At 74.1% G+C, this 23,877-nt stretch carries 20 protein-coding genes; 10 read left to right on the top strand and 10 right to left on the bottom strand.

All coding sequences use genetic code 11. From position 1 onward, the window contains the following. Window positions 1–75: 75 nt before the first annotated feature. On the bottom strand, window positions 76–531 hold the full coding sequence (locus tag FGW37_RS04380; protein ID WP_179079846.1) for a DUF4442 domain-containing protein: 456 nt from the start codon (window positions 529–531) through the stop codon (window positions 76–78). Between the two features lie 81 nt (window positions 532–612). Between FGW37_RS04380 and FGW37_RS04385 the strand changes: the two genes are divergently transcribed. Next, a complete protein-coding gene (locus tag FGW37_RS04385; protein WP_179079847.1) occupies window positions 613–1,668 on the top strand; it encodes a DUF8017 domain-containing protein in 1,056 nt (351 codons plus the stop codon). Between the two features lie 43 nt (window positions 1,669–1,711). On the opposite strand, the gene FGW37_RS04390 is transcribed toward FGW37_RS04385, so the two are convergent. Both FGW37_RS04390 and FGW37_RS04395 read right to left on the bottom strand, forming a co-directional pair. After that, window positions 1,712–2,557: a spermidine synthase gene (locus FGW37_RS04390; RefSeq protein WP_179079848.1), complete on the bottom strand. Its 846-nt coding sequence runs from the start codon at window positions 2,555–2,557 to the stop codon at window positions 1,712–1,714. Window positions 2,558–2,572: 15 nt separating this feature from the next. Beyond that, window positions 2,573–3,757 (bottom strand): GTP-binding protein, encoded by a 1,185-nt coding sequence (locus tag FGW37_RS04395; protein ID WP_179079849.1) that lies wholly within the window; start codon window positions 3,755–3,757, stop codon window positions 2,573–2,575. A 170-nt stretch (window positions 3,758–3,927) separates the two neighbouring features. On the opposite strand from FGW37_RS04395, the gene FGW37_RS04400 reads away from it, so the two are divergent. The 7 genes from FGW37_RS04400 to FGW37_RS04430 all read left to right on the top strand — a co-directional run bounded on the left by FGW37_RS04400 (window position 3,928) and on the right by FGW37_RS04430 (window position 9,312). After that, complete coding sequence (locus tag FGW37_RS04400; RefSeq protein ID WP_179079850.1) at window positions 3,928–4,635, top strand: TVP38/TMEM64 family protein; 708 nt, start codon at window positions 3,928–3,930, stop codon at window positions 4,633–4,635. Between the two features lie 123 nt (window positions 4,636–4,758). Further along, on the top strand, window positions 4,759–5,079 hold the full coding sequence (locus tag FGW37_RS04405) for a nuclear transport factor 2 family protein (protein WP_179079851.1): 321 nt from the start codon (window positions 4,759–4,761) through the stop codon (window positions 5,077–5,079). 109 nt (window positions 5,080–5,188) lie between these two features. Continuing rightward, window positions 5,189–5,812, top strand: a complete 624-nt coding sequence (locus FGW37_RS04410; protein ID WP_425506633.1) for an undecaprenyl-diphosphate phosphatase — start codon at window positions 5,189–5,191, stop codon at window positions 5,810–5,812. 181 nt (window positions 5,813–5,993) lie between these two features. Beyond that, window positions 5,994–6,584 carry a hypothetical protein gene (locus tag FGW37_RS04415; protein ID WP_179079853.1) on the top strand — a complete coding sequence of 197 codons (591 nt, stop codon included), beginning with the start codon at window positions 5,994–5,996 and terminating at the stop codon, window positions 6,582–6,584. Between the two features lie 147 nt (window positions 6,585–6,731). Further along, a complete protein-coding gene (locus FGW37_RS04420; protein WP_179079854.1) occupies window positions 6,732–7,259 on the top strand; it encodes a DUF4352 domain-containing protein in 528 nt (175 codons plus the stop codon). A gap of 518 nt (window positions 7,260–7,777) precedes the next feature. Then, window positions 7,778–8,200 carry a type II toxin-antitoxin system VapC family toxin gene (locus tag FGW37_RS04425; protein ID WP_218650570.1) on the top strand — a complete coding sequence of 141 codons (423 nt, stop codon included), beginning with the start codon at window positions 7,778–7,780 and terminating at the stop codon, window positions 8,198–8,200. 65 nt (window positions 8,201–8,265) lie between these two features. Beyond that, window positions 8,266–9,312, top strand: coding sequence for an enoyl-CoA hydratase/isomerase family protein (locus FGW37_RS04430; protein WP_179079856.1), 1,047 nt, complete (start codon window positions 8,266–8,268; stop codon window positions 9,310–9,312). Between the two features lie 30 nt (window positions 9,313–9,342). On the opposite strand, the gene FGW37_RS04435 is transcribed toward FGW37_RS04430, so the two are convergent. From FGW37_RS04435 to FGW37_RS04460, 6 genes are all read right to left on the bottom strand, one after another. Further along, window positions 9,343–10,638, bottom strand: coding sequence for a CAP domain-containing protein (locus FGW37_RS04435; RefSeq protein WP_179079857.1), 1,296 nt, complete (start codon window positions 10,636–10,638; stop codon window positions 9,343–9,345). 109 nt (window positions 10,639–10,747) lie between these two features. Beyond that, window positions 10,748–11,758: a methylmalonyl Co-A mutase-associated GTPase MeaB gene (meaB, locus tag FGW37_RS04440; RefSeq protein ID WP_179079858.1), complete on the bottom strand. Its 1,011-nt coding sequence runs from the start codon at window positions 11,756–11,758 to the stop codon at window positions 10,748–10,750. Between the two features lie 15 nt (window positions 11,759–11,773). After that, the gene (gene scpA, locus FGW37_RS04445; protein WP_179079859.1) at window positions 11,774–13,978 is read right to left on the bottom strand and encodes a methylmalonyl-CoA mutase; all 2,205 of its coding nucleotides are present in this window, start codon (window positions 13,976–13,978) and stop codon (window positions 11,774–11,776) included. After that, a complete protein-coding gene (mutA, locus tag FGW37_RS04450; RefSeq protein ID WP_179079860.1) occupies window positions 13,978–15,867 on the bottom strand; it encodes a methylmalonyl-CoA mutase small subunit in 1,890 nt (629 codons plus the stop codon). Before mutA ends, scpA begins: the two co-directional genes overlap by 1 nt. 138 nt (window positions 15,868–16,005) lie before the next feature. Beyond that, complete coding sequence (locus FGW37_RS04455; RefSeq protein ID WP_179079861.1) at window positions 16,006–17,004, bottom strand: CinY protein; 999 nt, start codon at window positions 17,002–17,004, stop codon at window positions 16,006–16,008. A 122-nt stretch (window positions 17,005–17,126) separates the two neighbouring features. Further along, complete coding sequence (locus FGW37_RS04460; protein WP_179079862.1) at window positions 17,127–19,238, bottom strand: SpoIIE family protein phosphatase; 2,112 nt, start codon at window positions 19,236–19,238, stop codon at window positions 17,127–17,129. A gap of 70 nt (window positions 19,239–19,308) precedes the next feature. Here FGW37_RS04460 and FGW37_RS04465 point away from each other — a divergent pair, with 70 nt between their 5' ends. Further along, entirely contained in the window at window positions 19,309–20,745 is a 1,437-nt protein-coding gene (locus FGW37_RS04465) for a lipase maturation factor family protein (protein WP_179079863.1), read from the top strand. Between the two features lie 504 nt (window positions 20,746–21,249). Here FGW37_RS04465 and FGW37_RS04470 read toward each other — a convergent pair. Continuing rightward, window positions 21,250–22,707, bottom strand: coding sequence for an FAD-dependent monooxygenase (locus FGW37_RS04470; RefSeq protein WP_179079864.1), 1,458 nt, complete (start codon window positions 22,705–22,707; stop codon window positions 21,250–21,252). 144 nt (window positions 22,708–22,851) lie between these two features. Here FGW37_RS04470 and FGW37_RS04475 point away from each other — a divergent pair, with 144 nt between their 5' ends. Beyond that, window positions 22,852–23,868, top strand: coding sequence for a PHP domain-containing protein (locus FGW37_RS04475; protein WP_179079865.1), 1,017 nt, complete (start codon window positions 22,852–22,854; stop codon window positions 23,866–23,868). Window positions 23,869–23,877 lie beyond the last annotated feature (9 nt).

Genomic DNA, 23,877 nt, shown 5'->3' on the forward strand with positions numbered 1-23,877 from the left:
CGCCATGGGGCGCACGCCGGGAAGCCTACTGGAGGAGAGGACTCCCTCAGCGCCTCGCGGGTTGCGGCGGACCGGCTACTTGTTCGGCCGGAGGGTCCACACGACGGTCATCTCGCCCGTGACGTCGCCACCCTCGCGGGTGATCGCGATGTGGACGGGGAATTCCGGCCGGCCGCCCGCGTCCAGTTCGGCGACGACCTCGGCGGCCGGGCGGCCGAGCTCGGCGGTGGCGGTGACGGGGCCCATGGCGAGCTTCTTGTAGCCGATCTCGGCGCGGACGGCCAGGGGCACGGCGCGCGAGAGCTGGTCACCGAAGGCGGCCAGGACGATCGCGCCGCTCGCGGACTCGGCCAGGGTGAACATGGCGCCGGCGTGCGGGCCCCCGACGTGGTTGTGGTACTCGGGCTGGTCGGCGAGGCGGACGACGGCGCGCTCGGCGGTGGCCTCCTCGAAGACGAGGCCGAGCGTCTTGGCCATGGGCACGGTGGCCAGGAGCATGTCGCCGATCGACGGCTGGGTGGTCTCAGACATGCCCGCAAGTTACCAGTCGGTAGCAACGGCGGGAAGGGGTGCCCTCACCGAGGTCATCTTCTGCCTCTATGGTTATCGGCCATGTGGCCAGGACAGCAGCCGCCCGGGGGCGAGCAGAACCCGCAGGATTCGAATCCGTACAAGACGCCGGTGCCGCCGCCGGGGCCGCCGTCCGGCGCCCAGCCGGGCTACCCGCAGCCCAACCCGTACCAGCAGCCGGGACCCCGGCAGCCGAATCCGTACCAGCAGCAGCCCGCGGGCGCGCAGCACCCCACCCCGCCCGGTGGTCAGCAGTGGCACACGCCGGCCCCGCCCGGTGCCCCGCAGCCGCCGCGGGACAACCGCAAGCGCACCACCGTGATCGCGGTCACCGCGGCGATCGCCGTCGTGGCCGCCGCCGTGATCACCGGTGTCGTGGTCCTGAAGGACGACGACACCGAGAACGTGGCGAAGAACGACCCGACGGCGGCGCCCTCGGCGTCCTCGTCGTCGGCCGCGCCGTCCCCGTCCCAGGGCGCGAGCGAGGACCCCGCCGACAACCCGCGGGCGAACGTCGAGGTCAAGCCCGTGATCGACGGCTGGAAGGTCGTCACGAACAGCAAGCGGCACATCGCCTACGACGTGCCGAAGGAGTGGAAGATCCTCTCTCCGGGGACGAACTTCGGCTTCACGAAGGAGGGCGACAAGTCCTTCCCGCCCAAGGGCGGGGGCATCAGCATGTCCGGAGTGGCGAGCTTCGCCGAGGACCGCTGCGAGAAGGACGCCGTCCCGGCCGCCGCCGGCACCAAGGGCGCCCAGGGCGCCAAGAGCGAGGCCGACGCCGCCGAGAACGAGGCGCTGAACTGGCTCTACTGGGGCTTCGACCAGAAGAAGTCCGGGAAGTTCAACTACTCCAAGGGCAAGGAGTTCAAGAGCGACCACGGCCTGACCGGCACCTCCTCCTCGGCGACGGTCACGGGGATCAGCGAGAAGCACCACTGCGCCACCGCCGCCAAGTCCGCGACGGTGACGTACAAGGACGTCAACGGCGACCTGGCCACGTGGTGCCTCTACAGCGCCACGGGCACCGAGGACGAGGTGCCCGACGACGTCATCAAGAAGATCATGAGCTCCCTCAGGCCCCTCAAGAGCTCCTGATCCCCGGTGGTCCCCCGGTCCCGCGGCACCCGCGGCACCGGCGTCAGCCCACGCTGAACGCCCCGCCCGGCGGCTCGGGGGATCCCACGGCGTCCGCGTCGCCGACCGGCTGCGCGCCGTCCGCGAACCGCTCCAGCGCCTCCCCGTACTCGACCCGGGCCGGGAAGGCGTCCCCCGCGGCGCGGCGGGCGAGTGCGGCGACCGGGAGTTCGGTGTGCGAGGCGACGAGGACGGCGTTGCCGAAGCGCCGGCCGCGCAGCATCGACGGTTCCGCGATCAGGCACACGTGGGCGAAGACGGCCCGGAAGGTGGCCACCTGTGAGCGCAGGAAGGTGAAGGGCGCGCCGTCGGCGAGGTTCGCCGCGTAGCGGCCGTGCGGGCGCAGCACCCGGGCGGCGGCGCGTGCGTAGGCGAGCGAGGTGAGGTGGGCCGGCACCCGCGAGCCGCCGAAGACGTCGGCGACGATCACGTCGGCGGAAGCGTCCGCGGAGGCCTCCAGCTCGCTGCGCGCGTCACCGGCGATCACCTCGACGCCCGAGCCGTGCCGCAGCGGCAGGTGCTCGGCGACCAGCGCGAGCAGGCCGCGGTCGGCCTCGACGACGCGCTGCCACGAGCCCGGGCGGGTGGCCGCGACGTAGCGGGGCAGGGTCAGCGCCCCGCCGCCGAGGTGCAGCACGTCGAGGGCCCGGTGCGGCTCCGCGGCGGCGTCGAGGACGTGGGCGACCCGCTGGGCGTACTCGAATTCGAGGTGGGTGGGGTCGTCCAGGTCGACGTACGACTGGGGCGCGCCGTTCACCGTGAGCAGCCAGGCCCGCGGCCGGTCCACGTCGGGCATCAGCTTGGCGGTGCCCCAGTCCACGTCCCGCGTGACGGGTATCGGTTCTTCCACGCCCCTATTGTGCGTTCACGGCACGGCGGGGGAGACCGTTCCGGTGCCGACCGTACGGCCTCCTTCGCGGATGACGACGGCGAGGCCGGTCTCCAGGGGCACCTCCCGGTCGAGGACGACCGTCATCGTGACGGTCTCGCCGGGCAGCGCGACGCCGGGCCCGCCGAGGATCACGGTGCCGGGGACGTCGGCCGTGCGGAGGTGGAACTGCGGCCGGTATCCGGAGAACAGGGGGGTGTGCCGGCCGCCCTCGTCCGCGCGCAGCAGGCGCACGTCCGCGGTGAAGCGGCGCCGCGGCACGACGCTGCCGGGCTCCGCGACGGTGTCGCCCCGGTGCGCGTGCTCGCGGTGCAGCCCGCGCAGCAGCAGGGAGACGCGGTCTCCGGCCCGGGCCTCCGTCAGCGGGCGGCCGAAGGCCTCCAGCCCGGTGACGTGGGTGTCGCGGGGGCCCTCGGGCCCCAGGAGCTGGACGTGGTCGCGGAACCGGACGGTGCCGCGCTCGATGACGCCGGTGACGGCCGTGCCGCGCGCGGGCAGGGTGAGGACCTTGTCGACGGAGAGCAGGAAGGGCGCGTCCGTGTAGCGCAGGGGCGTCGGCACGTACGTGTCGACGGCGTCGAGGAGCGCCTCGATCGTGGCGGTCCAGCGCGGGTCGCCCTGCAGCGCGCGCAGCGCCGAGACGCGGACGACGGCGGTGTGCTCGCCGTCGTAGCCGTGGGCGGTGAGCAGGGCGCGCACGTCCTGCTCGACCAGGTCGGTGAGCTCCGGACCGGCCGCGTCCGCCTTGGTGAGGGCGACGACGAGGTGGCGCACGCCCGCCCGGCGGGCGAGCAGCAGGTGCCCGGCGGTCTGCGCCGCGGGCCCGTCGACGGCGGAGACGACGAGGACGGCACCGTCGATCCGGGCCGTACCCGCGAGCAGGTTCTTGGTGAAGCGGGGCCGGCCGGGCGGGTCGGTGTGGGCGTAGTGGCGGGTGCCGGTCTCGTACGCGACGTGGACGCAGGCGACGGTACCGCCGGGTGCGCTCTCCGCCCGGGCGCGGCCGAGGCCGGCGGGCGGGACGGAGAGGGCCCGGGCGCGGATGCCGAGGACGTGGGTGACGGCGGCGGTGAGCGTCGTCTTGCCGTGGCCGGCGGGGCCGAGGGCGGCGATGTTGACGTGCGGTTTGTGGCGCGGATGGCCGGAAGTTGGCCGGTTCATGCGCTCGATGCTCGCGCACGGTGTGCGGGGCGTCGACCGGTTTTCCCCGGCCACGGGCGGTGGGCGGACGGAGGGCGTTCGAGTGAACGTACGGGGAAGGAGTGTTCCGGCACCGCCCCGTCTTTCCGGGATGACGACCTCTTTATATCCCTGTCGGTTAGGCTCCAGCGATGCCCGAAGCCGCCCCGCCCTCCCCCGGCCCTGCCGAGCTCCGCTCGCGTGCCCGGCTGTCCCCGTGGTTCCGTCTGGGCCTGCTCGTGGTGCTGCTGGCCGCCGCCGCTGCCACGGTGCTCGCGCTGCGCCCGGAGCGGATGCTCGCCGAGGGCTGGCCGCAGCTGTCGGGCGGTGCGGCGGTGGTGCTGTTCTCCGCGGCCTACGGGCTGTGCACCGCGGCGTTCGTGCCGCGCCCGATCCTGAACATCGCCGCCGGAGCGCTCTTCGGCGCCCCTACGGGGACGGCGGCCGCGGTGGTGGGCACGGTGCTGGGCTCGGCCGCGTCCTTCGGGCTGGGCCGGCTGCTGGGACAGGACGCGCTGCGGCCGCTGCTGCGCGGCCGGTGGCTGAAGGCCGCGGACCGGCAGCTGAGCCGGCACGCCTTCCGGTCGATGATGGCGGTCCGGCTCTTTCCGGGCGTGCCCTTCGCCGCCGCCAACTACTGCGCCGCGGTCTCCCGCATGCGCTGGACCCCGTTCCTGCTGGCGACCGCCCTGGGCAGTGCGCCCGCCACGGCCGCCTATGTGATCGCGGGCAGCCACGCCACGGCGCCGACGTCGCCCGCCTTCCTCGGCGCGACGGCGTTCATCGCGGTGACCGGTCTGGCGGCGGTGGTCGTGGCCTGGCGCAAGAAGGGCCTGGCGCGGCGGCTGTCGCGGTCGTAGCCCGGCCGTTTCCGGCCTCCGGCGGGCGACTTGGGCCCTTCCGCCATCCGGGCGGGCCCGGCGCGCGCGGGCGCTGCGGAAGTGCTGTCCTGTCCTGGACACGCCCCCGAAAGGAGCCGTCCCGTGATCCCCGTCGAACAACTCTCCGAACCTGCCGTACGGACGCTGGTGAGCGCCCTCAACGCGGGCGACCGCACCGCCTTCCACGAGTCCCTCGCGCCGGGCGCGACGATGTCCGACGACGGCACCGACCGGAACCTCACCCAGTGGGCGGACCGCGAGGTCTTCACGTCCAACGGCCACATGGACGTCGAGTCCGAGAGCGACGACGGCCTGGCCCTCGTGGCCCGCTACCGCAACGACACGTGGGGCGAGATGCGCACCAAGTGGTACTTCACCGTCGACGGCGGAAAGGTCACCCGGTTCGAGACGGGGCAGGCCTGACGCTCCGTCTGCATCCGTCGTCCGCTGCGGCCCTGGGTTAAGGAACCGTTCACGCGGGCGACGTCGGCGCGCCTTCCATCTTGTGGATGATCGGGCGGCCGGTGCCACCGTGCCGGCCCGGCCGCGACGACTTGGATGGCACAGGCCCACCGTGCTCATCTACTTCCGCAAGGACATCGCACGCATCGTCGGCGCCTGGTGCCGGTCGCTGCACGACCGGCGGGCGCGACGCGATCCCGACGCCCGGACGGGGTGGCCGGCCATCGTCGGCTCGATCCCCATCGGGGTGCTGGGGCTGGTGCTCAAGGATGCCATCGAGGGCCCGTTCCGCGACCTGCGGCTCATCGCCACCACGCTCGTCGTGATGGGCGTGGTGCTCGGGTACGCCGGCGTGTCCCGGTCGGGCGCGACGATCAGCGGCGGACTGCTCATCGGCTACACCCGCGAGGCGGCGGCACGCTACTCCTTCCTGCTCGCCGTGCCGGCGGTGCTCGCCTCCGGCTTCTTCGAGCTGAAGGACGCGGGTGCGGGGCACACCGCCTGGGGGCCGACGATCTTCGCCACGGTCGTTGCGTTCGTGGTGGGTTATGCCGTGATCGCCTGGTTCATGCGCTTCATCTCCACGAGGAGCTTTATGCCTTTCGTCATCTATCGCGTCCTGCTCGGACTGCTGTTGTTCGCTCTGGTGGCGGCGGGGATGCTGAGCCCTCGCGCCGGGGAGGACCTCGGCTGAGAGCGATGGCCCGGCTCGTCCCTTTTCGGGGCGCCTTATTGGGACGAAGCAGCCCCTCCGCAATACCGGGTAGGTAGCGAGCTGGTCACGATTGATGCAGACGGCGCGTCGGCGGTTGTTACCGAGGGTACGGTTCCCCGGTCCGTTCGTACCTCAAGTAACCCGCACCTCCGGGGGATGCATGCGCACCACAGCCGTCACCGCCTTCTGCCTCGCCGCCGCTCTGTCCCTTGCCGCCTGCAGCAGCGAGACGAAGGCCGAGACCGTGAAGTCAGCCGGCTCGTCGCCCTCCGCCGCGACCGACGGGCCCGCGGGTGAGCCCCTGCCCATGGGGAAGGGCACCGAGACCGTCGGAGCGGGCGGCGGCGGCAAGCTCGAAATCACGCCCATGAGCGTCGTCTACGCGGCCAAGACCGCGACCGACAAGCCCACGCGCGGCCTGTTCGCGATCGTCACGGTGAAGGAGCGCCCGATGACGGACGTGGCCGCCGCCGAGACCACGCCGACCGAGAAGGGCGGCTGGCGGTGGATAGCCGCCGACGGCCAGGCCGCCGACAACGACGCGAACATCTTCCTGAAGGGCTTCGACTCGGGCGGCCCGATCCGGGCCGGCGCCTCGCAGGTGCGGGCGCGCACCTTCGACATCAGCGACGCCCAGCGCGGCGGCACCCTCACGTACACCGACGGCGAGGGCAAGAGCTTCCGCTGGACGATCCCCGCGCAGGACTCCGGCCCGCAGACCGCTCAGCTCAAGAAGGTCCTGGGCGGCTGACACCGCAGGGCGGACCGCTCCCCCGCCCTCCGGATGCGCACCGCCGCCCGGCGGCGCACGCTGGTGCACATGGGCACGAGACGGCCGCCCCGGGCGGCGCACGTTCGGCCCCGGGGCGCGGTCCGGCCCGGCGCGGGGAGAGCTGCCGTGGCCTTCGCGGCCGCCGCCGCTGTAGCGACGGCGGGCGTGGCCTGCGGAGGATCCGGCAAGGTCGGCACAGGACAGACGATCACGCTGTCCGGCGGGCCCTCGGCCTCCCCCTCGGCGCGGGTCGCCGCCTTCGGCGACACCTACGCGTACCGCAGCGGCCTGAAGGTGACGGTCACGAAGCCGGAACGGTTCACCCCGTCCGGCACCTCCCTGGGGCATACGGCGGGCAACCAGCCCGTGAAGTTCACGGTCACCGTCACGAACGGCTCCAAGGAGCCGCTCGACACGGCGGGCATCCTGGTGACCGTCGAGTCCGGCGACAAGGCCGACCGGGCGGCGCAGATCTTCGACAGCGCGAGCGGCGTCGGCACCCCCTTCACCGGCTCCCTGGAGCCGAAGGCGTCGGGCAAGGCGACGCTCGCCTTCGACGTACCGCAGGAGGGACTCGGCCGCGTGGACGTCGCGGTCCGCCCCGGCTTCGGCGAGGAGTTCGCGACCGTCCACTGGGCGGGCCCGGCACCCTGAGGGAACGCCGGTTCACGGCCCGGCGACCACACACCACCACGCCCGCTCGGCTCCGCAGAGCCCAACACGGCGCCGTGCCCCGCTCGGCACGACCGCGCACCGGGACGCCACCCCTATGCTGCCGTGCCAGTGCCCGCGCAGACACCGGCACGACACGGCCGACCCAGCACGGTACGGCACCACACGATCCGGCCCGACGCCCCTGTCCGGCCGGCCCGGTGGCCGCACGTGCCGGCCCTGCGCGGCACAGCTCTGCGCGGCGCGGCAGAGTGCCGGGCGGCCTGGGCCAGGCCGCCGGGGCCGGGACAAGCCGCCCCGGCCGACGCCTGCCCGTCCGCGGCCGCCCGTCCATCCGGGACGGAAACGCCGTCGGCGCCCTCCGGGCCCGCGTCAGGGCACCGGCCCCGACCCGGTGTTCCACCCGGCGGCCCCCGGGCCCGGCCGCGCGGTTAGGGTGGCGGCGCGGCGTCTGCCGCGACCGCCGCATCCTGCACACGCTGGGAGTCACCTTGATCGTCGTGGACGCCTCCGCACTCGTTCTGGCGCTCGCCGACGACGGACCGCGGGGCGACGGCGCCCGCGCCGCGCTCGCGGCGGACGCCGAGTGGGCCGCGCCCGAGCACATCCTGGTGGAAGTGATGCAGTCCCTGCGCGGGATGTACCTCGCGGGACAGGTGAGCGCCGAGCGGGTGGCCGAAGTCGCCGGGCGGCTGCCCGGGCTGACGCTGCGGAAGGTCGCGGTCGAGCCCCTGCTGGGACGGATGTGGCAGCTGAAGGACAACCTCACGCCGGACGACGCGGCCTACGTCGCCGTCGCCGAGGAGCTGGGGGCGACGCTCGTGACGGCCGACCTGCGGCTGCTGCGCGCCACCGGCCCGCGCTGCCCGATCCGGGGCATCACGGACGCGGCGGGCACCGCCACCGCGTCCGGCCGCTCCTGACGGGAGCGCACCCCCGCCGCGCGCCGCTCGGCCACCCCGCTCCGCCATCCAGTGAAAGGGGAACGATGACCACCATCGACGACGCCGTACTCCTGCGCCGGGAGGGGCGCGCGGGCCGCATCACCCTCAACCGGCCCCGCACCATCAACGCGCTCACCCACGCCATGGTCCGCCGCATCCACGCCGCCCTGGACGCGTGGGAGCACGACGACGCCGTGAGCACGGTGGTGCTCGACGGCGCGGGCGAGCGCGGCCTGTGCGCGGGCGGCGACGTGCGGGCCGTCCACGACGGCGTCCGCACCGGGCGCAGCGCGGACGCCAGGGAGTTCTGGCGCGACGAGTACCGGCTCAACGCCCGGATCGCCGCCTACCCCAAGCCGTACGTGGCCCTCATGGACGGCCTGGTGATGGGCGGCGGCGTCGGCCTGTCGGCGCACGGCGGCATACGGATCGTCACCGAACGGTCGGCGGTGGCCATGCCCGAGACGGCCATCGGTTTCGCGCCCGACGTCGGCGGCACGTACCTGCTCTCCCGGGCCCCGGGCGAACTCGGCACGCACCTGGCCCTGACGACCTCGCGCATGGGCCCGGGCGACGCCGTGCGCGCCGGGTTCGCCGACCACTTCGTCCCGGCGGCGCGGCTGGAGGAGTTCGCCGCCGCGCTGGCCGTGTCGGAACCCGCCGAGGCCGTACGGGCCTTCGCCGCCCCGGCCCCCGCCGGCGAACTGGCCGCACAGCAGGACTGGATCGACCACTGCTATTCCGCCGGCACCGTCGAGGAGATCCTCCGCCGGCTCACCGGAAGCGGCGTCGCGGAGGCCGGCAAGGCGGCGGAGGCGATCCTGGGCAAGTCGCCCACGGCGCTGAAGGTCACGCTGAGCGCGCTGCGCCGCGCCCGCCGGCTGCCCGGTCTGCCCGAGGCGCTGGAGCAGGACTACCGCGTCATATGCGCCTCGCTGGCCGACCCCGACCTGCTGGAGGGCATCCGCGCGCAGGTGGTGGACAAGGACCGCACGCCGCGGTGGGTGCCCGCCCGGCTGGAGGCCGTGACGGAGGCGGACGTCGAGCGGCACTTCGCACCGGTGGACGACGGCGGGCTCGGGCTCGCCTGACCCCTCGTCAGGCCTCGGCGCCGGCCCCGGTCATGTGCCGAACAGCTGCGTCCAGTACGTGCCGGCGCTGCTGCCCGTGGCGTAGCCCACGCCGATGTGCGCGAAGTCCGGCTTGAGGATGTTGGCACGGTGGCCGGGGCTGTTCATCCAGCCCCGGACGACTTCCGCCGCACTGCGCTGCCCGCAGGCGATGTTCTCGCCGATGCCCGGGTGCGGGCACCCCGCCGCCCGCGCCCGGTCCCAGGGCTCGCGCCCTTCCGGCGAGGTGTGGGCGTAGAAGTCGCGGGCGACCATGTCGTCGCTGTGTGCCTGCGCGGCAACGGCCAGCCGGGGATCGGCGGCCAGCGGGCGCAGACCGGCCGCGGCGCGCTCGGCGTTGGTGAGAGCGGTGACCTCCGCGGCCAGGCGGGCAAGCCCGGCGGTGGTCATGGGCGCGGCCCACACGGCGGTCCAGTAGGTGTCCCCCGAGGGTGCCGGTGCGTGGCCCACGCCGACGTGGGCGACGGCCGGATCCCGGAACGGCAGGGCCCGCTCGCTCCCGGCCAGGCAGTAGGCGACGAACTCGGCCGGGGTGCGGGGGCCGGAGACGAGGTGCTCGGTGACGGTCAGGCAGCGGTAGCCGGTGACGGCGATGCGGTGGTACAGGGACGTCCCGTCCGGGCTCTCGGCGGCGAGGCGGCCGTGTGCGGCCATGTCCGCGGCGTGCGCCCGGGCCGCGGAGACCAGCCGGTGGTCCACGGTCACGGACGGCACCCCGGCCGCGGACCGCTCGGCGTTCACGAGGGCGGCGAACTCCTCGGCCGTCGCGTCCGGCCCGTGCCCGTGCCCCTCGTGGGTCTCGCTCCCCTCCTCCGTCACCTCCACCCCGAAGTCCCGTGCCACGCCCGCCAGCCCGTCCGCGTACCCCTGGCCCAGGGCCCGTATCTTCCATGCCTCGCCGCGCCGGTAGAGCTCCGCGAGCAGGAGGACGGTCTCGTGGCCGGGGCGGGGCGGCGCGAACCGCACCAGCACGGCTCCCCCGCCGCCGGCGACCGTCAGGACGGGCGGGGGCAGCGAGCCGAGCGGCGTGCCGGGGTCCGCCGGGCTCACCACGACCGTGACGCGCGCGGCGCCCGCGCGCAGCCCCCGCGGGTCGACGGTGACGGTGTCGCCGGCAAGCCGGGCTCCGGGCGCGAAGGGCTGGTTGTAGAAGACGAAGTCCCCGTCCCCGGCCACCTTTCCCGCCTCGCCGGTGACGATCACCGACAGGTCGAAGGGGCCGGGCACGCGGAGCGCGAGCGCGCCGTCGGGCAGCGTGGCGTTGCCTCCGGCGACCAGGTCGTTCATCGCGCTCCTTCCCCCGTTCCGGCCACGGGCAGGCCGGTTCGGGGAAAACGCACGATACGACCGCAAGGTTCCCCGGGGCCGGAGGGCCCGTCCCGGGCATTCGCGGCCCTCAGTTACCGGACGGGCCGTGCTCCCCGGGAGCGCGGAACGCCTCCAGCAGCCGCTCCGCCGCCAGGCTCGCCGGGAGCGTGCCCTCGCGCACCTGCCGTTCGATACCCGGCCCGGCCGCCCGGACCGCGGGGTGGCCGCGCAGCTCGTTCAGGAGCTGTTCGCGGACCATCGTCCAGACCCAGTCGACCTGCTGCTCGCGGCGCCGCGCGGCCAGCGCCCCGGTGCTCTCCTGGACGCGCCGGTGCTGCTCCAGCCGGTCCCAGAGGACGTCCAGGCCGGTGTTCTCGCGGGCACTGCAGGTCAGCACGGGCGGGTTCCAGGCGGCGTCCGGCGGCTGCAGCAGGCGCAGCGCTCCGGCCAGTTCGCGTGCGGCGGCCTTGGCGTCGCGCTCGTGGGGACCGTCGGCCTTGTTGACGGCGACGATGTCGGCCAGTTCGAGGACGCCCTTCTTGATGCCCTGGAGCTGGTCGCCGGTCCGGGCGAGGGTGAGCATGAGGAAGCTGTCGACCATGTCGGCGACGGCGGTCTCGGACTGGCCGACGCCGACGGTCTCCACGAGCACGACGTCGTAGCCGGCGGCCTCCATGACCACGATGGTCTCGCGGGTGGCCCGGGCCACGCCGCCGAGGGTGCCGGCCGTGGGCGAGGGCCGGATGAAGGCGGCGGGGTCGACGGCGAGGCGCTCCATGCGGGTCTTGTCGCCCAGGATGCTCCCGCCGGTCCGGCTGGAGGACGGGTCGACGGCGAGGACGGCGACCCGGTGGCCGAGCCCGGTGAGCATCGTGCCGAAGGCGTCGACGAAGGTGGACTTGCCGACGCCCGGCACACCGGTGATGCCGATCCGCCGGGCCGCCCCCGCGTGCGGGAGCAGCTCGGTCAGCATCCGCTGGGCGAGGGCCCGGTGGTCGGCCCGGGTGGACTCGACGAGGGTGATGGCGCGGGCGACGACCGCGCGCTTGCCGTCGAGCACGCCCTTCACGTAGGCGTCGATGTCGATCGTCCGCGCCATGTCAGGAGCCCTTGCTCACAGCTCGTGGCCGAGGACCCCGGCGAGGGTCTTCAGCAGGTCGTGGGCGGCGTCCGGGATCACCGTGCCGGGCGGGAAGACCGCCGCGGCGCCCATCTCCAGCAGCGTGGGGACGTCCTGCGGCGGGATGACGCCGCCGACGACGATCATGATGTCCTCGCGCCCCTGCTCCGCCAGCTGTTCGCGCAGCGCCGGTACGAGCGTGAGGTGTCCGGCCGCGAGGGAGGAGACGCCGACGATGTGCACGTCGGCCTCGACCGCCTGCCGGGCGACCTCCTCGGGCGTCTGGAAGAGCGGGCCGACGTCGACGTCGAAGCCGAGGTCGGCGAAGGCGGTGGCGATGACCTTCTGGCCGCGGTCGTGGCCGTCCTGGCCCATCTTGGCGACGAGGATGCGCGGGCGGCGGCCGTCCTCCTGCTCGAACGCCTCGACCAGGGCGCGGGTGCGCTCCACGCCGGACGACGGGCCGGCCTCTTCGCGGTACACACCGGAGATCGTACGGATCTGCCCGGCGTGGCGTCCGTAGACCTTCTCCAGTGCGTCGGAGATCTCGCCGACGGTCGCCTTGGCGCGGGCGGCGTCGACGGCGAGGGCGAGGAGGTTGCCTTCGAGGCCCTGGCCGGATCCGGCCTCGGCGGCCCTGGTGAGCGCGTGCAGGGCGTCCTGGCAGGCCGTCTCGTCGCGCTCGGCGCGCAGCCGCCGCAGCTTCTCGATCTGCTGGGTGCGCACGGAGGAGTTGTCGACCTTGAGCACCTCGATCTGCTCGTCGCTGTCGACCCGGTACTTGTTGACGCCGATGACCGGCTGCCGCCCGGAGTCGATGCGCGCCTGGGTACGGGCCGCGGCCTCTTCGACGCGCAGCTTGGGGATGCCCGCGTCGATGGCCTGGGCCATGCCGCCGGCGGCCTCGACCTCCTCGATGTGCTGCCAGGCGCGCCGCGCGAGGTCGTGGGTGAGGCGTTCGACGTAGGCGCTGCCGCCCCAGGGGTCGATGACCCGGCAGGTGCCGGACTCCTGCTGCAGCAGCAGCTGGGTGTTGCGGGCGATGCGGGCGGAGAAGTCGGTGGGCAGGGCGAGGGCTTCGTCCAGGGCGTTGGTGTGCAGCGACTGGGTGTGCCCCTGGGTCGCGGCCATGGCCTCCACGCACGTGCGGGCCACGTTGTTGAAGACGTCCTGCGCGGTCAGCGACCAGCCCGACGTCTGCGAGTGGGTGCGCAGCGACAGCGACTTGGTGTTCTGCGGCTCGAAGCGCTTGACGAGCCGGGCCCACAGCAGGCGGGCGGCGCGCAGCTTGGCGATCTCCATGAAGAAGTTCATGCCGATCGCCCAGAAGAAGGAGAGCCGGGGCGCGAACGCGTCGACGTCCAGGCCCGCTTCGATGCCCGCCTTCAGGTATTCCACGCCGTCGGCGAGGGTGTAGGCGAGCTCCAGGTCGGCTGTGGCCCCGGCCTCCTGGATGTGGTAGCCGGAGATGGAGATGGAGTTGTAGCGCGGCATCTTCTGCGAGGTGTACGCGAAGATGTCGGAGATGATCCGCATCGAGGGCCGGGGCGGATAGATGTAGGTGTTGCGGACCATGAACTCCTTGAGGATGTCGTTCTGGATGGTCCCGGCCAGCTTCTCGGGCGGTACGCCCTGCTCCTCGGCGGCGACGATGTAGAGGGCGAGGACGGGCAGCACGGCCCCGTTCATCGTCATCGACACGCTCATCCTGTCCAGCGGGATGCCGTCGAAGAGCTGCCGCATGTCATAGATGGAGTCGATGGCGACGCCCGCCATGCCCACGTCGCCGGTGACGCGCGGGTGATCGCTGTCGTAGCCGCGGTGGGTGGGCAGGTCGAAGGCGACGGACAGGCCCTTCTGACCGGCCGCCAGGTTGCGCCGGTAGAAGGCGTTGGACTCCTCGGCGGTGGAGAACCCGGCGTACTGCCGGATGGTCCAGGGCTGGTTGACGTACATCGTCGGGTACGGGCCGCGCAGGTAGGGCGCGATGCCGGGGTACGTGCCGAGGAAGTCGAGCCCGTGCAGGTCGTCCGCGGTGTAGAGCGGCTTGACGCCGATGCCCTCGGGGGTCTCCCAGACCAGGTCCTCGGCGCTCTTGCCGGTGGCCTCTTTCAGGGCCGCGCGCCAGTGCCCGGGGTCGGCCGCCCGGCCGGCGTCCGCCGGCCCCAGGTCGATTCCGGAGAAGTCGGGGATGCGCATCACGCCACTCCCATGCGGTCGAGGACGGAGGAGAGGACGGCGACCGCGTCACCGCCGGCGAAGACGAACTCGTCGACCCCGGCCCGCAGATACGCCTCCCGCTGCTCGCCGCCGGGCTTCCCGGCGAGCAGGACCCGCCCGGCGCCCGCGGCCTTGAGGGCGGCGGCGACGGCTTCGGCCTGCTCGGCGTAGAGCTTGTCGCCGGAGCACAGGCAGGCCGCCCCGGCGCCGCTGCGCGCGAACGCCTCGGCGACGGAGTCCGCGTCGACGGTGGCGGGTTCGTGCACGGGCTCGATGCCGCCGGCCTGGAAGAGGTTGGCGGCGAACGTGGCCCGGCCGGTGTGGGCGGCGGCGGGGCCGAGCGCGGCCAGGAAGACGCGCGGGCGGGCCCCGGTCGCGGCGAGGTGGGCGTCGGAGCGGGCCCGCAGGGCCTCGTAGGCCTCGTCGCGCCGGACCCGGGGCAGGCCGCCGCCGGGGGCCGCGGGCGCGGGCTCGCGCTGCACCGGCTGCTCGCCGAGGTGCGGGAACTCACTGACGCCGGTGACCGGTTCGCGCCGGGTCGCCAGGTCGGCGGAGCGGCGGGCCCAGGTCGCGGCGAGCCGCTCCGCCACCAGGCCGGAGCGCAGCGCCGCGGCCTGGCCTCCGGCGCGCTCCAGCTCCTGGAACCAGGCCCAGGCGGCGTGCGCGAGCTCGTCGGTGAGGCGCTCCACGTACCAGGAGCCGCCCGCGGGGTCGATGACCCGGGCCAGGTGCGACTCCTCCAGCAGCACCGAGGAGGTGTTGCGGGCGATGCGGCGGGCGAAGGCGTCGGGCAGGCCGATGGCGTCGTCGAAGGGCAGGACGGTGACGGCGTCGGCGCCGCCCACGCCCGCGCCGAGGCAGGCGACGGTGGTGCGCAGCATGTTCACCCACGGATCCCGGCGGGTCATCATCACCGTGGAGGTGACCGCGTGCTGGCGCTGGGCGGCGCCTGCGGTGGCGGCGCCGCTGACCTCGGCGACGCGGGCCCACAGGCGGCGGGCGGCGCGCAGTTTGGCGATGGTGAGGAACTGGTCGGCGGTGGCCGCGTAGCGGAACTCCAGCTGGGCGCAGGCCTGGTCGACGGTCAGCCCGGCGGCGGTGAGCGTACGGAGGTAGGCGACGCCGGTGGCCAGCGAACAGCCGAGCTCCTGGGCGGCGGACCCGCCGGCCTCGTGGTAGGGCAGGGCGTCGACGGTCAGGGCGCGCAGGCCGGGCCGGCCGTCGGCGCACAGGGCGGCGAGGGCGGCCGCGGCGGCCAGGGGGGCCTCGGGGTCGGCGCCGGTGCCGGTGCGGGCCAGGGTGCCGAGCGGGTCGGCGCCGAGGTTGCCGAGGGCGGCGCGGGGGGCGAGGCCGCGCTCGTCGTACAGGCGCAGCAGTTCCCGGGCGGCGGCCTCGAAGTCCGCGCCCGCGTCGAGGACGACGGGGGCGAGGTCGAGGTAGACGCCGTCGAGGGCGGTGGCGATGCCGTCGACGGGGATGCCGGCGGGCCCGGCGGTCAGCCAGAGCGAGGTGACGCCGTTCTCCAGGTCGGCGAGCACCGCGTCATTGGCCTGCCGCGGGTCCGGGTGGGCGTGGCGCTGGCGCACGTCCCAGCCGGTCGCGGCCGTCCCTTCGGCCCGGCCGCCGCGGACGAACGGGGGGAAGCCCGGGTAGCCGGGCGCGGCGGGGGCGTCGTCGGCGGTGTAGAGCGGGCCGGTTACGAGCCCGTCCTGGAGTTCGGTGGCGAGTGCCGCCTCGGCAGCCGGGCCCGATGCGTCAGCCGCGCCCGCTTTGCGCAGTACACCCTCCACCAGGCGCTGCCACTGCTCGCGGGTGGGGTCCGGGAACTCGGCGGCCAGGGGGAAGCCTTCGTCAGGCAGGACCGTCATGGGGGGAAGGCTAGGGGAGCCGGGGCGCCCTGCAGCAGTGGCAACTGCTGTGACCTTGGCCTCTTCGCCGTGGCGATCCCAGCCACCGCCGGGAGGTGCCCCCGGTTGCGGCGGGCACTTCCTTCCGCCGAACAGGCACTAGCAGGTGCGGGCCGGGTCGTCGTGCGTCAGCACACAGGCGGCGCGCTCGCCGCGCTCCTTGCCGTAGCGGGTGACGAGGGCGGTGCGGAAGTCGGCCCACTGCCGGCGGGTGTCGGCGACGGCGCCCTGGACGGCCCGGTCGAAGTTGCCGCCGGTCTTGCCGCGCGCCGTGCCCGGACTGCCGGTGGCGCCGGTGGCGGGGTCGATGAGGCCGTTGTCCTTGTTGAGGTCGCCGTGCTGGACGCGGCCGGAGCAGCCGAGGGGCACGAGGGAGAAGCAGCCGGTGGTGAGGCCGGCCGGGACGGCCGGGCTCTGCGGCGGCTGCCCGCCACCGAGGGCGAACAGCGGGGACGGAGCGGGGAGGTTCAGCCCGGGCGGGTTGTTCTTGCCGGTGGGGCGGCCGGGGTCGGCCTTGTCGGTCCAGTTGCTGTGCGAGTAGAAGTCCTGGACGCCGTGGAGGGCGCGGCCGAAGCCCTCGAGGGCCTCGCACTTATTGCGGCCGGGCACGCCGAGGGTGAAGGTGCAGTCCTTGGCGAGGTCGGCCTCGCGGGCGGCGACGGCGCCGCCGGCGTCAAGGGTTGCGCCGGCGGCGGTGACGCCTTCGGCGAAGCGGGCCTGCAGGCGGGCGACGCAGGCGAGCAGTTCCTTGGTCGCCTGGTCGCGGGTGCGGGCGTAGCCGGCCTGGGCGAGGTAGTCGGCGTTGTCGCAGTGGGCGGCCGGGCTGAGGACCTCGTCGGTGTCGGGGGCCCCGACGGCGCCGAAGGTCCCTCCGCGGCCCGCTATCTGGTCGAGGGAGCGGGGCTCGAAGCAGCTGCCGTCGGAGGGGGCGCCGGACGGGCAGGCCAGGGCCGCGCGCGTGATGCGCTCGTGCTCGGCGTGCTGGCCGAGGGTGTTGACGGTGCCGAACGCACGGGCGGGCGGCGCCTGAACGGTCATCAGCATCGGCGCGGCCAGGGCGGTCGCACCGAGGAAGACGAAGGGGGTGAGTCTTCGCATGCTCTCGGAACCCTTTTCGTGATCTTGGGGGGTGGAGAGCACAGTTGACCCGGATCGGCGTGGAATACGCAATTCTGAGTGACTGGGGCAACGATCGGACGCTCTGTCAGGTGACGTACGGATCAACCGGATTCTGGTGTTCCGGCCACCGTCCGCGCGCCCTCGTGCCGCCCCGGGACCACGAACTCGCACCACACGCACTTCCCCGAGCCGCGGGACTCGACCCCCCACACGTCGGTGAGCCGGTCGACCAGCAGCAGGCCACGCCCCGAGACCCCCGACTCACCCGGCTCGCGGCGGCGCGGCAGCGTGCTGGACTTGTCCTCGACGTCGACGCGCACCCGCCGCTCGGGGCCGGTGATGATGCGGATGGTGACCACGGCCGCGCCGTCGGTGTGCAGCAGGGCGTTGGTCACCAGCTCGTCGGCGACCAGCTCGATCTCGTCGGAGCGCTCGCGGGCGCCCCAGGCCCGTACCGCCGCGCGGATCATGTGGCGGGCCGCGGAGAGGGCCTCGGGGTCGGCCGGGGCGATGTGCTGCTGGAGCCGGCCGCCGCCCTGGGTGGCCGCGCCCTGGCGGCGCAGCAGCAGGACGGCCATGTCGTCCTCGCCGACGCGCTCGCCGATCATGTCGCACAGCCGGTCGGCCAGCTGGTGGAGCTCGTAGGGGCCGTCGCGGACGATCGTGGACAGCCGCTGCATGCCTTCGTCGAGGTCGGAGCCGGGTTGTTCGACGAGGCCGTCGGTGAACATCAGCAGGGTCTCGCCGGGGTCGATCTCGACCGTGGTCACGGGGTAGTCGAGCCGGCCGAACTCGGCCGAGAGGCCGAGCGGCAGCCCTCCGGATACGGGCAGGCGCCGGCAGGTGCCGTCGGTGTGCCGCAGCAGGGGGTCGATGTGGCCCGCGCGCACCAGCTGGACGACGCCGGTGGACAGGTCGGCCTCGGCGTAGGCGCAGGTGGCGAAGCGGTCGGTGTCGAGCTCGTGGAGGAAGGAGGAGGCGCGGGCCATGACGGTCGCCGGAGCGTGCCCCTCGGTGGCGTACGCCCGCAGGACGATGCGCAGCTGGCCCATGACGGCGGCGGCCTGGGTGTCGTGCCCCTGGACGTCGCCGATGACGGCGCCGACCCGCCCGCCGGGCAGCGGGATCACGTCGTACCAGTCGCCGCCGATGTCGCGGCCCATGCGGGCCGAGCGGTAGCGGACGGCGATCTGCGCGCCGGGGACCTCGGGGATGCGGCGCGGCAGCATGGACTGCTGGAGGCCCTCGGCGAGGTCGTGCTCCTGGTCGTAGAGCATGGCGCGGGCGATGGACTGGGAGAGGCTGCTGGAAAGTGCGATGAGCAGGTTGCGCTCCTGCTGGGTGAAGCCGCGGGTCTCGCGGTAGAGCAGCCCGATGGCCCCGAGGGGGCGGGCCTGGGCGATGAGCGGGAGGTAGGCGGCGGAGGAGATGCCGGTGTCCCTGATGCGCTCCCACAGCCAGGGGTAGGAGCCGGCGAACTCCTCGCGGGATTCGATGAAGCGCGGGGCCATCGTGCGGATGACCTCGCTCATGGGGAAGTTGTCGTCGATGCGGGTCCAGCGGGTGCCGGGTACGTAGTGCTCGCCGGGGCCCTCGGCGACCATGTGGATCCGGCCGGCCTCGACGATGCCGAGGACGAGCAGGTCGGAGCCGAGGTGCTGGACGGCCCGGTCGTCGCGGAAGAAGTCGACGACGTCCTGGACGGTGCGCGCGTGGGCGAGGGCGGCGGTGAGGGTCTCGACGATGGTGGTGTGCGAGAGGCGGTTCTCGTCCCGCCGGATGACGGAGTGGCCGAGCTCCTCGGCGGCGTCGCGGACGATGCCGATGATGCGGTGCGGGTGTCCCTCCCCGTCGCGCCGGATCCGGCCCTGGGTGTACGTCCAGTGCAGGCTGCCGTCGGGGGCGCGGATGCGGTAGTAGGCGCTGTAGGTCTCGCGGCCCTCCTTCAGGGCGCGGGTGACCTGGGCGTCGAGGTCGGCGGCGTCGGCGCGGAGCACCTTGCCGGCCAGGCCCGAGAGGCGGCCGTTGAACTCTTCGGGGGACAGGTCGAAGAGTTCCAGGGCCGAGGCGTCCATGTGCAGCACGCCGCTGTCGAGGTCCCAGTCGAAGCCGCCCATGCGGTTGAGGGCGAAGGTGAGCTCCGGGCGAGCGGGCCAGTCGTCCGGCACGGATCCTGCCGGCGCGGAGGCAGGCGTCGCTCCCCGATCAACCATAGGGCCACTCTGACACCTTTTGCCCGTTTCTTCGATGTGACTACGCGCTCCGGAGTGGTACGGATACGCCATGGAGTGGTTCACGGTCTCCGGGTACTGGCTGAGCAGGCTGGTGCTGCAGCGCGCGCTCGCCGGCATCTACCTCGTCGCCTTCCTGACGGCTGTGCTCCAGTTCCGTGCGCTGATCGGCGAGCGGGGCATGCTGCCGGTGCCGCGCTTCGTGCGCCACGTGCCCTGGCGCAGGGCCCCGGGCGTCTTCCACCTGCACTACTCGGACCGGTTCTTCGCGGTGTGGGCGTGGGCGGGCGCGGCACTGGCGGCGGCGGTGGTGGCGGGGGCGGCGGACGCGGTGCCGCTGTGGGCGGCGATGGCGATGTGGGCCGCCCTGTGGGTGATGTACCTGTCGATCGTCAACGTGGGCCAGACCTGGTACGGCTTCGGGTGGGAGTCGCTGCTGCTGGAGGCCGGATTCCTCGCGGTGTTCCTGGGCAACGCCCGCACGGACCCGCCGGTCCTCGTGCTGTGGCTGATGCGCTGGCTGGTCTTCCGCGTCGAGTTCGGCGCGGGGCTGATCAAGATGCGCGGCGACCCCTGCTGGCGGGATCTGACCTGCCTGTACTACCACCATGAGACCCAGCCCATGCCGGGCCCGCTGAGCTGGTACTTCCACCGCCTGCCGCGGCCGCTGCACCGCGTGGAGACGGCCGCCAACCACGTCGCCCAGCTCGTCGTGCCGGTCGCGCTCTTCACCCCGCAGCCCGTCGCGAGCACGGCCGCCGCCGTGATCATCTGCACCCAGCTCTGGCTCGTTGCCTCCGGCAACTTCTCCTGGCTCAACTGGCTGACCATCGTCATGGCCCTCTCCGCGGTCGACGGCGCCGCGGCCGCGGAGCTCTTCGGCCTGCCGGCGCACTCCCCCGCACCCCCTCCCCCGGGCTGGTACGAGGGCCTCGTGATCGCCGCGACCGCGCTCGTGGCCGTCCTGAGCTGGTGGCCGGTGCGCAACATGCTCTCGCGCCGGCAGCGGATGAACATGTCCTTCAACGCCTTTCACCTGGTCAACACCTACGGCGCGTTCGGCAGCATCAACCGCAGGCGCTACGAGGTGGTGGTCGAGGGCACCGACGAGGAGCGGGTCGGGCCGGACACGGTCTGGAAGGAATACGGCTTCAAGGGCAAGCCCGGCGACCTGCGGCGGCTGCCCCGCCAGTACGCCCCGTACCACCTGCGGCTCGACTGGATGATGTGGTTCGCCGGGATCTCCCCGGCCTACGCCGAGCCGTGGTTCGGCCCCTTCGTGGAGCGGCTGCTGACGGGCGACCGGGCCACGCTGCGGCTGCTGCGGCACAACCCCTTCCCCGACGCCCCGCCGACCCACGTGCGGGCGCGGCTCTACCTTTACCGCTTCACCACGCGGCAGGAGCGGCGGGAGTCCGGCGCCTGGTGGCACCGGACGCTGCGGGGCGAGTTCCTGCCGCCGGTGGCGCTGCGCTCCCGCGAGCCGTGACGCACGCGCAGGTTCGAGACCCTGCGGGTCCCGCTCGCGGCGATCAGCCGCCGGCGGGGCGGGCGAACGCTCCCGTTCGGGACTCGCGAGTCCCGCTCGCGGCGAACACCCTCCGGCGGGGCGGGCGAACGCGCCGGTTCGAGGCCTCGCGGATCCTGCTCACCGCGCGTGCCGCGGCTGGCACGGCCGGATTCCGGGCGGCGGCGGGTATCCACTCCGCCGGGCCCTCGCCGTCGTGGCTGATCGGCGAGACGATCCGGCGGCCGTATTTCCCGGGGGCAAGCCTCTCTGGGCCCGATTTCCCGGGGCAGGCCTCCCGGCCCCCTGAGCCCCGGCCGACCGGGCCCCGGCCGACCGAGGGGCCGCTGCCGCCCGCGCCTCCGGCGGCCGCCACGCCACGGCCTCGCCGCCGTCCTGCAAGGAAGTGGCGGCCGCGACGGCGATCAGCCCCCGCGGCGAGGGTCCGGCGGAATACGGGACCACGGCAATCGGGCGGGGCGCCCTTCACGCGCCGAGACGCGGGCCCAGCCCGCACAGGGCCAGTTCGGCGGCGGTGATCGACGGCTCGTTGCACACCGCGCGGCCGGGCCCGCGCAGCACGCCGAGCACGACCGGCGGCTTGACCAGGGCCGTCATCGGCGCGGACAGCGTCATCACATCGAAGAGGGAGCGCATGACGACGGGGTTCACCGTGGCGGTGCGCATCAGGCGCTGGACGTAGCCGCGCAGCAGCCGGGCCGCGGCCGGGGGCTGCTCGCCGATCGCCCCGGGGTAGTTGATGTCCTCGCCCGTGGCCAGGTCCCACGGACTGCCCGCGGCGCGGCCGACCGCGCGCTGGATGTGCCGGGCCAGGCCGGGCGCCCCCAGGCCCTGCTCCGCCAGGATGCCGCGGATCGCGACCGCGCTGTGGGCGGCCACGGACATGCCCTGCCCGTAGACGGGGTTGAACGTGGCGACGGCGTCCCCCACCACCGCGAAGCCCTCCGGCCAGGCGGGCATGCGCTCGAAGTAGCGGCGCCGGTTGACGGTGCTGCGCGTGAGGTGGACGTCGGTCAGCGGCTCCCGGTCCGCGATCAGGTCGGCGATCAGCGGGTGGCGCAGGCTGCGTACGAACGGCTCGAACTCCCCTGCCTCCCGCGACGGTTCGCCGCCGCGCGTGCCGCAGGCCGTGAGCAGCCAGCGGCCGCCCTCGACGGGGACCATCGTCGCCCCCTGGCCCGGCTGCCGCCCGCGCGGATCGGCCTGGACGCTGACCACGGGGAAGCGCTCGCTGCCGGCCGGCGCCCGGAAGATCCGGGTCACGTAGACCATGCCGGTGTCGACGGTCTCCTCGTGCGCCGGGTGCAGCCCGAGCTCGGTGAGGCGGCGCGCGGCCTGGGAGCCGCGCCCGGAGGCGTCGACCACCAGGTCCGCCTCCAGCGCCTCCGCGGAGTGGCTGCCGACCGCACGGACCTTCACGCCGGTGACCCGCTGTGCGTTGCCGAGCAGCGCGAGGGCGTCGGTCTCCTCGCGGAGCGTGACACCGGGCAGGGCCAGCACCTGCTCGCGGACGACCATGTCCAGCAGGTCGCGCGTGCAGGCCATCAGGAACTGCGTGCCCGGCCAGCGCGGGTACCAGCCCTGCGGGCCCATCGCGACCAGCCCGGTCCCCAGCGGGATCCGGCGGGCCCCCGCGCGCACCCATCCCTCGATCGTGCCGGGCAGCAGGGACTCCACCGCCCGGGCGCCGCCGGACATCATCAGGTGCGCGTGACGCGCCTGCGGCAGGCCCTTGCGCGGCTCCATCCCCTCGGGCAGCCGGTCCCGCTCCACGATCACGACCTCGCCCGCGTGCCGGGCGAGCGCGGCCGCGGCCAGCATCCCGGCCATGCCCGCGCCGAGGACCACCGCGCGGCCCGTGCGCCCGCCGGGGGACCCGGAGGAAGGAGAGGAAGGAGAGGGGAAGGGTGTGGGGGCTCTCATGCCCCGAACCCTCCCCACCGCGCACCGGGCCTACTCACCGGTTCACCCGCGCGTGCCCGGCGGTGCGCGGCCCCTCGCACGTGCGCACTCCTCCCGGATCGCGCACGGTAGGGGTACCGGACGGCGAAGGAGGCGGTGGGTGCGATGGACCCGGTGGAGGCACTGGACCGGATCGCCTTCCTGCTGGAGCGCGCGGACGCGCCCACGTACCGGGTCAAGGCCTTCCGTACGGCCTCCGAGGTGATCGCCGGGCTGCCGGAGGAGGAGGTGCGGCGCCGGGCGGCCGCCGGCACGCTCACCGCCGAGAAGGGCATCGGGCCCAAGACCGCCGGCGTGGTGGCGGAGGCCGTGGCCGGGCGCGTGCCGGGGTACCTGGCCAAGCTGGAGGAGGAGGCCGGGAAGCCGCTGGCGGAGGGCGGCGAGACCCTGCGTGCGGCCCTGCGCGGCGACTGCCACATGCACTCGGACTGGTCCGACGGCGGCAGCCCGATCGACGCCATGGCGCGGGCGGCCCGCGACATCGGGCACGAGTGGGCGGTGCTGACCGATCACTCACCTCGCCTGACCATCGCCCGGGGGCTGACGGCGGAGCGGCTGCGCGCCCAGCTCGACGTGGTCGCCGAGGTGAACGAGAGCCTCGGCGACGGCTTCCGGCTGCTGCGCGGCATCGAGTGCGACATCCTCGACGACGGCTCGCTCGACCAGGAGCCCGGCCTGCTCGACGAGCTCGACATCGTCGTCGCCTCGGTGCACTCCAAGCTGCGTATGGACGCGGACACCATGACCCGCCGGCTGGTCGGGGCCGTGGCCAACCCCCTGGTGGACGTCCTGGGCCACTGCACCGGGCGGCTGCTGGCCGGCCGCGGGCGTCCGGAGTCCTCGTTCGACGCGGCGATGGTCTTCGCCGCGTGCGCCCGCTTCCACACCGCCGTGGAGATCAACTGCCGCCCCGAGCGGCTCGATCCGCCCCGCCGGCTGATCCGCCAGGCTCTGGACGCGGGCGTGCTGTTCTCTCTCGACAGCGACGCGCACGCCCCGGGCCAGCTCGACTGGCAGATCCACGGCTGCGCCCGCGCCGAGGAGTGCGGAATCCCCGCCGAGCGCATCATCACGACGTGGACGGCGCCCCGGCTGCTGGAGTGGGCGCGGGGGAAGGGCTAGGCGGCAGGC

Source organism: Streptomyces rectiverticillatus (genome assembly GCF_013394065.1).
In the GTDB taxonomy this organism is placed as follows: domain Bacteria; phylum Actinomycetota; class Actinomycetes; order Streptomycetales; family Streptomycetaceae; genus Streptomyces; species Streptomyces rectiverticillatus.

What these genes read in the sequence shown, in the direction of transcription:
- FGW37_RS04385 (WP_179079847.1), top strand. Translation starts at nt 613, where the DNA reads ATGTGGCCAGGACAGCAGCCGCCCGGGGGCGAGCAGAACCCGCAGGAT.
- FGW37_RS04470 (WP_179079864.1), bottom strand. Translation starts at nt 22,707, where the DNA reads ATGAGAGCCCCCACACCCTTCCCCTCTCCTTCCTCTCCTTCCTCCGGG.
- FGW37_RS04465 (WP_179079863.1), top strand. Translation starts at nt 19,309, where the DNA reads ATGGAGTGGTTCACGGTCTCCGGGTACTGGCTGAGCAGGCTGGTGCTG.
- FGW37_RS04455 (WP_179079861.1), bottom strand. Translation starts at nt 17,004, where the DNA reads ATGCGAAGACTCACCCCCTTCGTCTTCCTCGGTGCGACCGCCCTGGCC.
- FGW37_RS04435 (WP_179079857.1), bottom strand. Translation starts at nt 10,638, where the DNA reads ATGAACGACCTGGTCGCCGGAGGCAACGCCACGCTGCCCGACGGCGCG.
- scpA (WP_179079859.1), bottom strand. Translation starts at nt 13,978, where the DNA reads ATGCGCATCCCCGACTTCTCCGGAATCGACCTGGGGCCGGCGGACGCC.
- FGW37_RS04415 (WP_179079853.1), top strand. Translation starts at nt 5,994, where the DNA reads ATGCGCACCACAGCCGTCACCGCCTTCTGCCTCGCCGCCGCTCTGTCC.
- meaB (WP_179079858.1), bottom strand. Translation starts at nt 11,758, where the DNA reads ATGGCGCGGACGATCGACATCGACGCCTACGTGAAGGGCGTGCTCGAC.
- FGW37_RS04380 (WP_179079846.1), bottom strand. Translation starts at nt 531, where the DNA reads ATGTCTGAGACCACCCAGCCGTCGATCGGCGACATGCTCCTGGCCACC.
- FGW37_RS04430 (WP_179079856.1), top strand. Translation starts at nt 8,266, where the DNA reads ATGACCACCATCGACGACGCCGTACTCCTGCGCCGGGAGGGGCGCGCG.
- FGW37_RS04475 (WP_179079865.1), top strand. Translation starts at nt 22,852, where the DNA reads ATGGACCCGGTGGAGGCACTGGACCGGATCGCCTTCCTGCTGGAGCGC.
- FGW37_RS04400 (WP_179079850.1), top strand. Translation starts at nt 3,928, where the DNA reads ATGCCCGAAGCCGCCCCGCCCTCCCCCGGCCCTGCCGAGCTCCGCTCG.
- FGW37_RS04460 (WP_179079862.1), bottom strand. Translation starts at nt 19,238, where the DNA reads ATGGTTGATCGGGGAGCGACGCCTGCCTCCGCGCCGGCAGGATCCGTG.
- mutA (WP_179079860.1), bottom strand. Translation starts at nt 15,867, where the DNA reads ATGACGGTCCTGCCTGACGAAGGCTTCCCCCTGGCCGCCGAGTTCCCG.
- FGW37_RS04395 (WP_179079849.1), bottom strand. Translation starts at nt 3,757, where the DNA reads ATGAACCGGCCAACTTCCGGCCATCCGCGCCACAAACCGCACGTCAAC.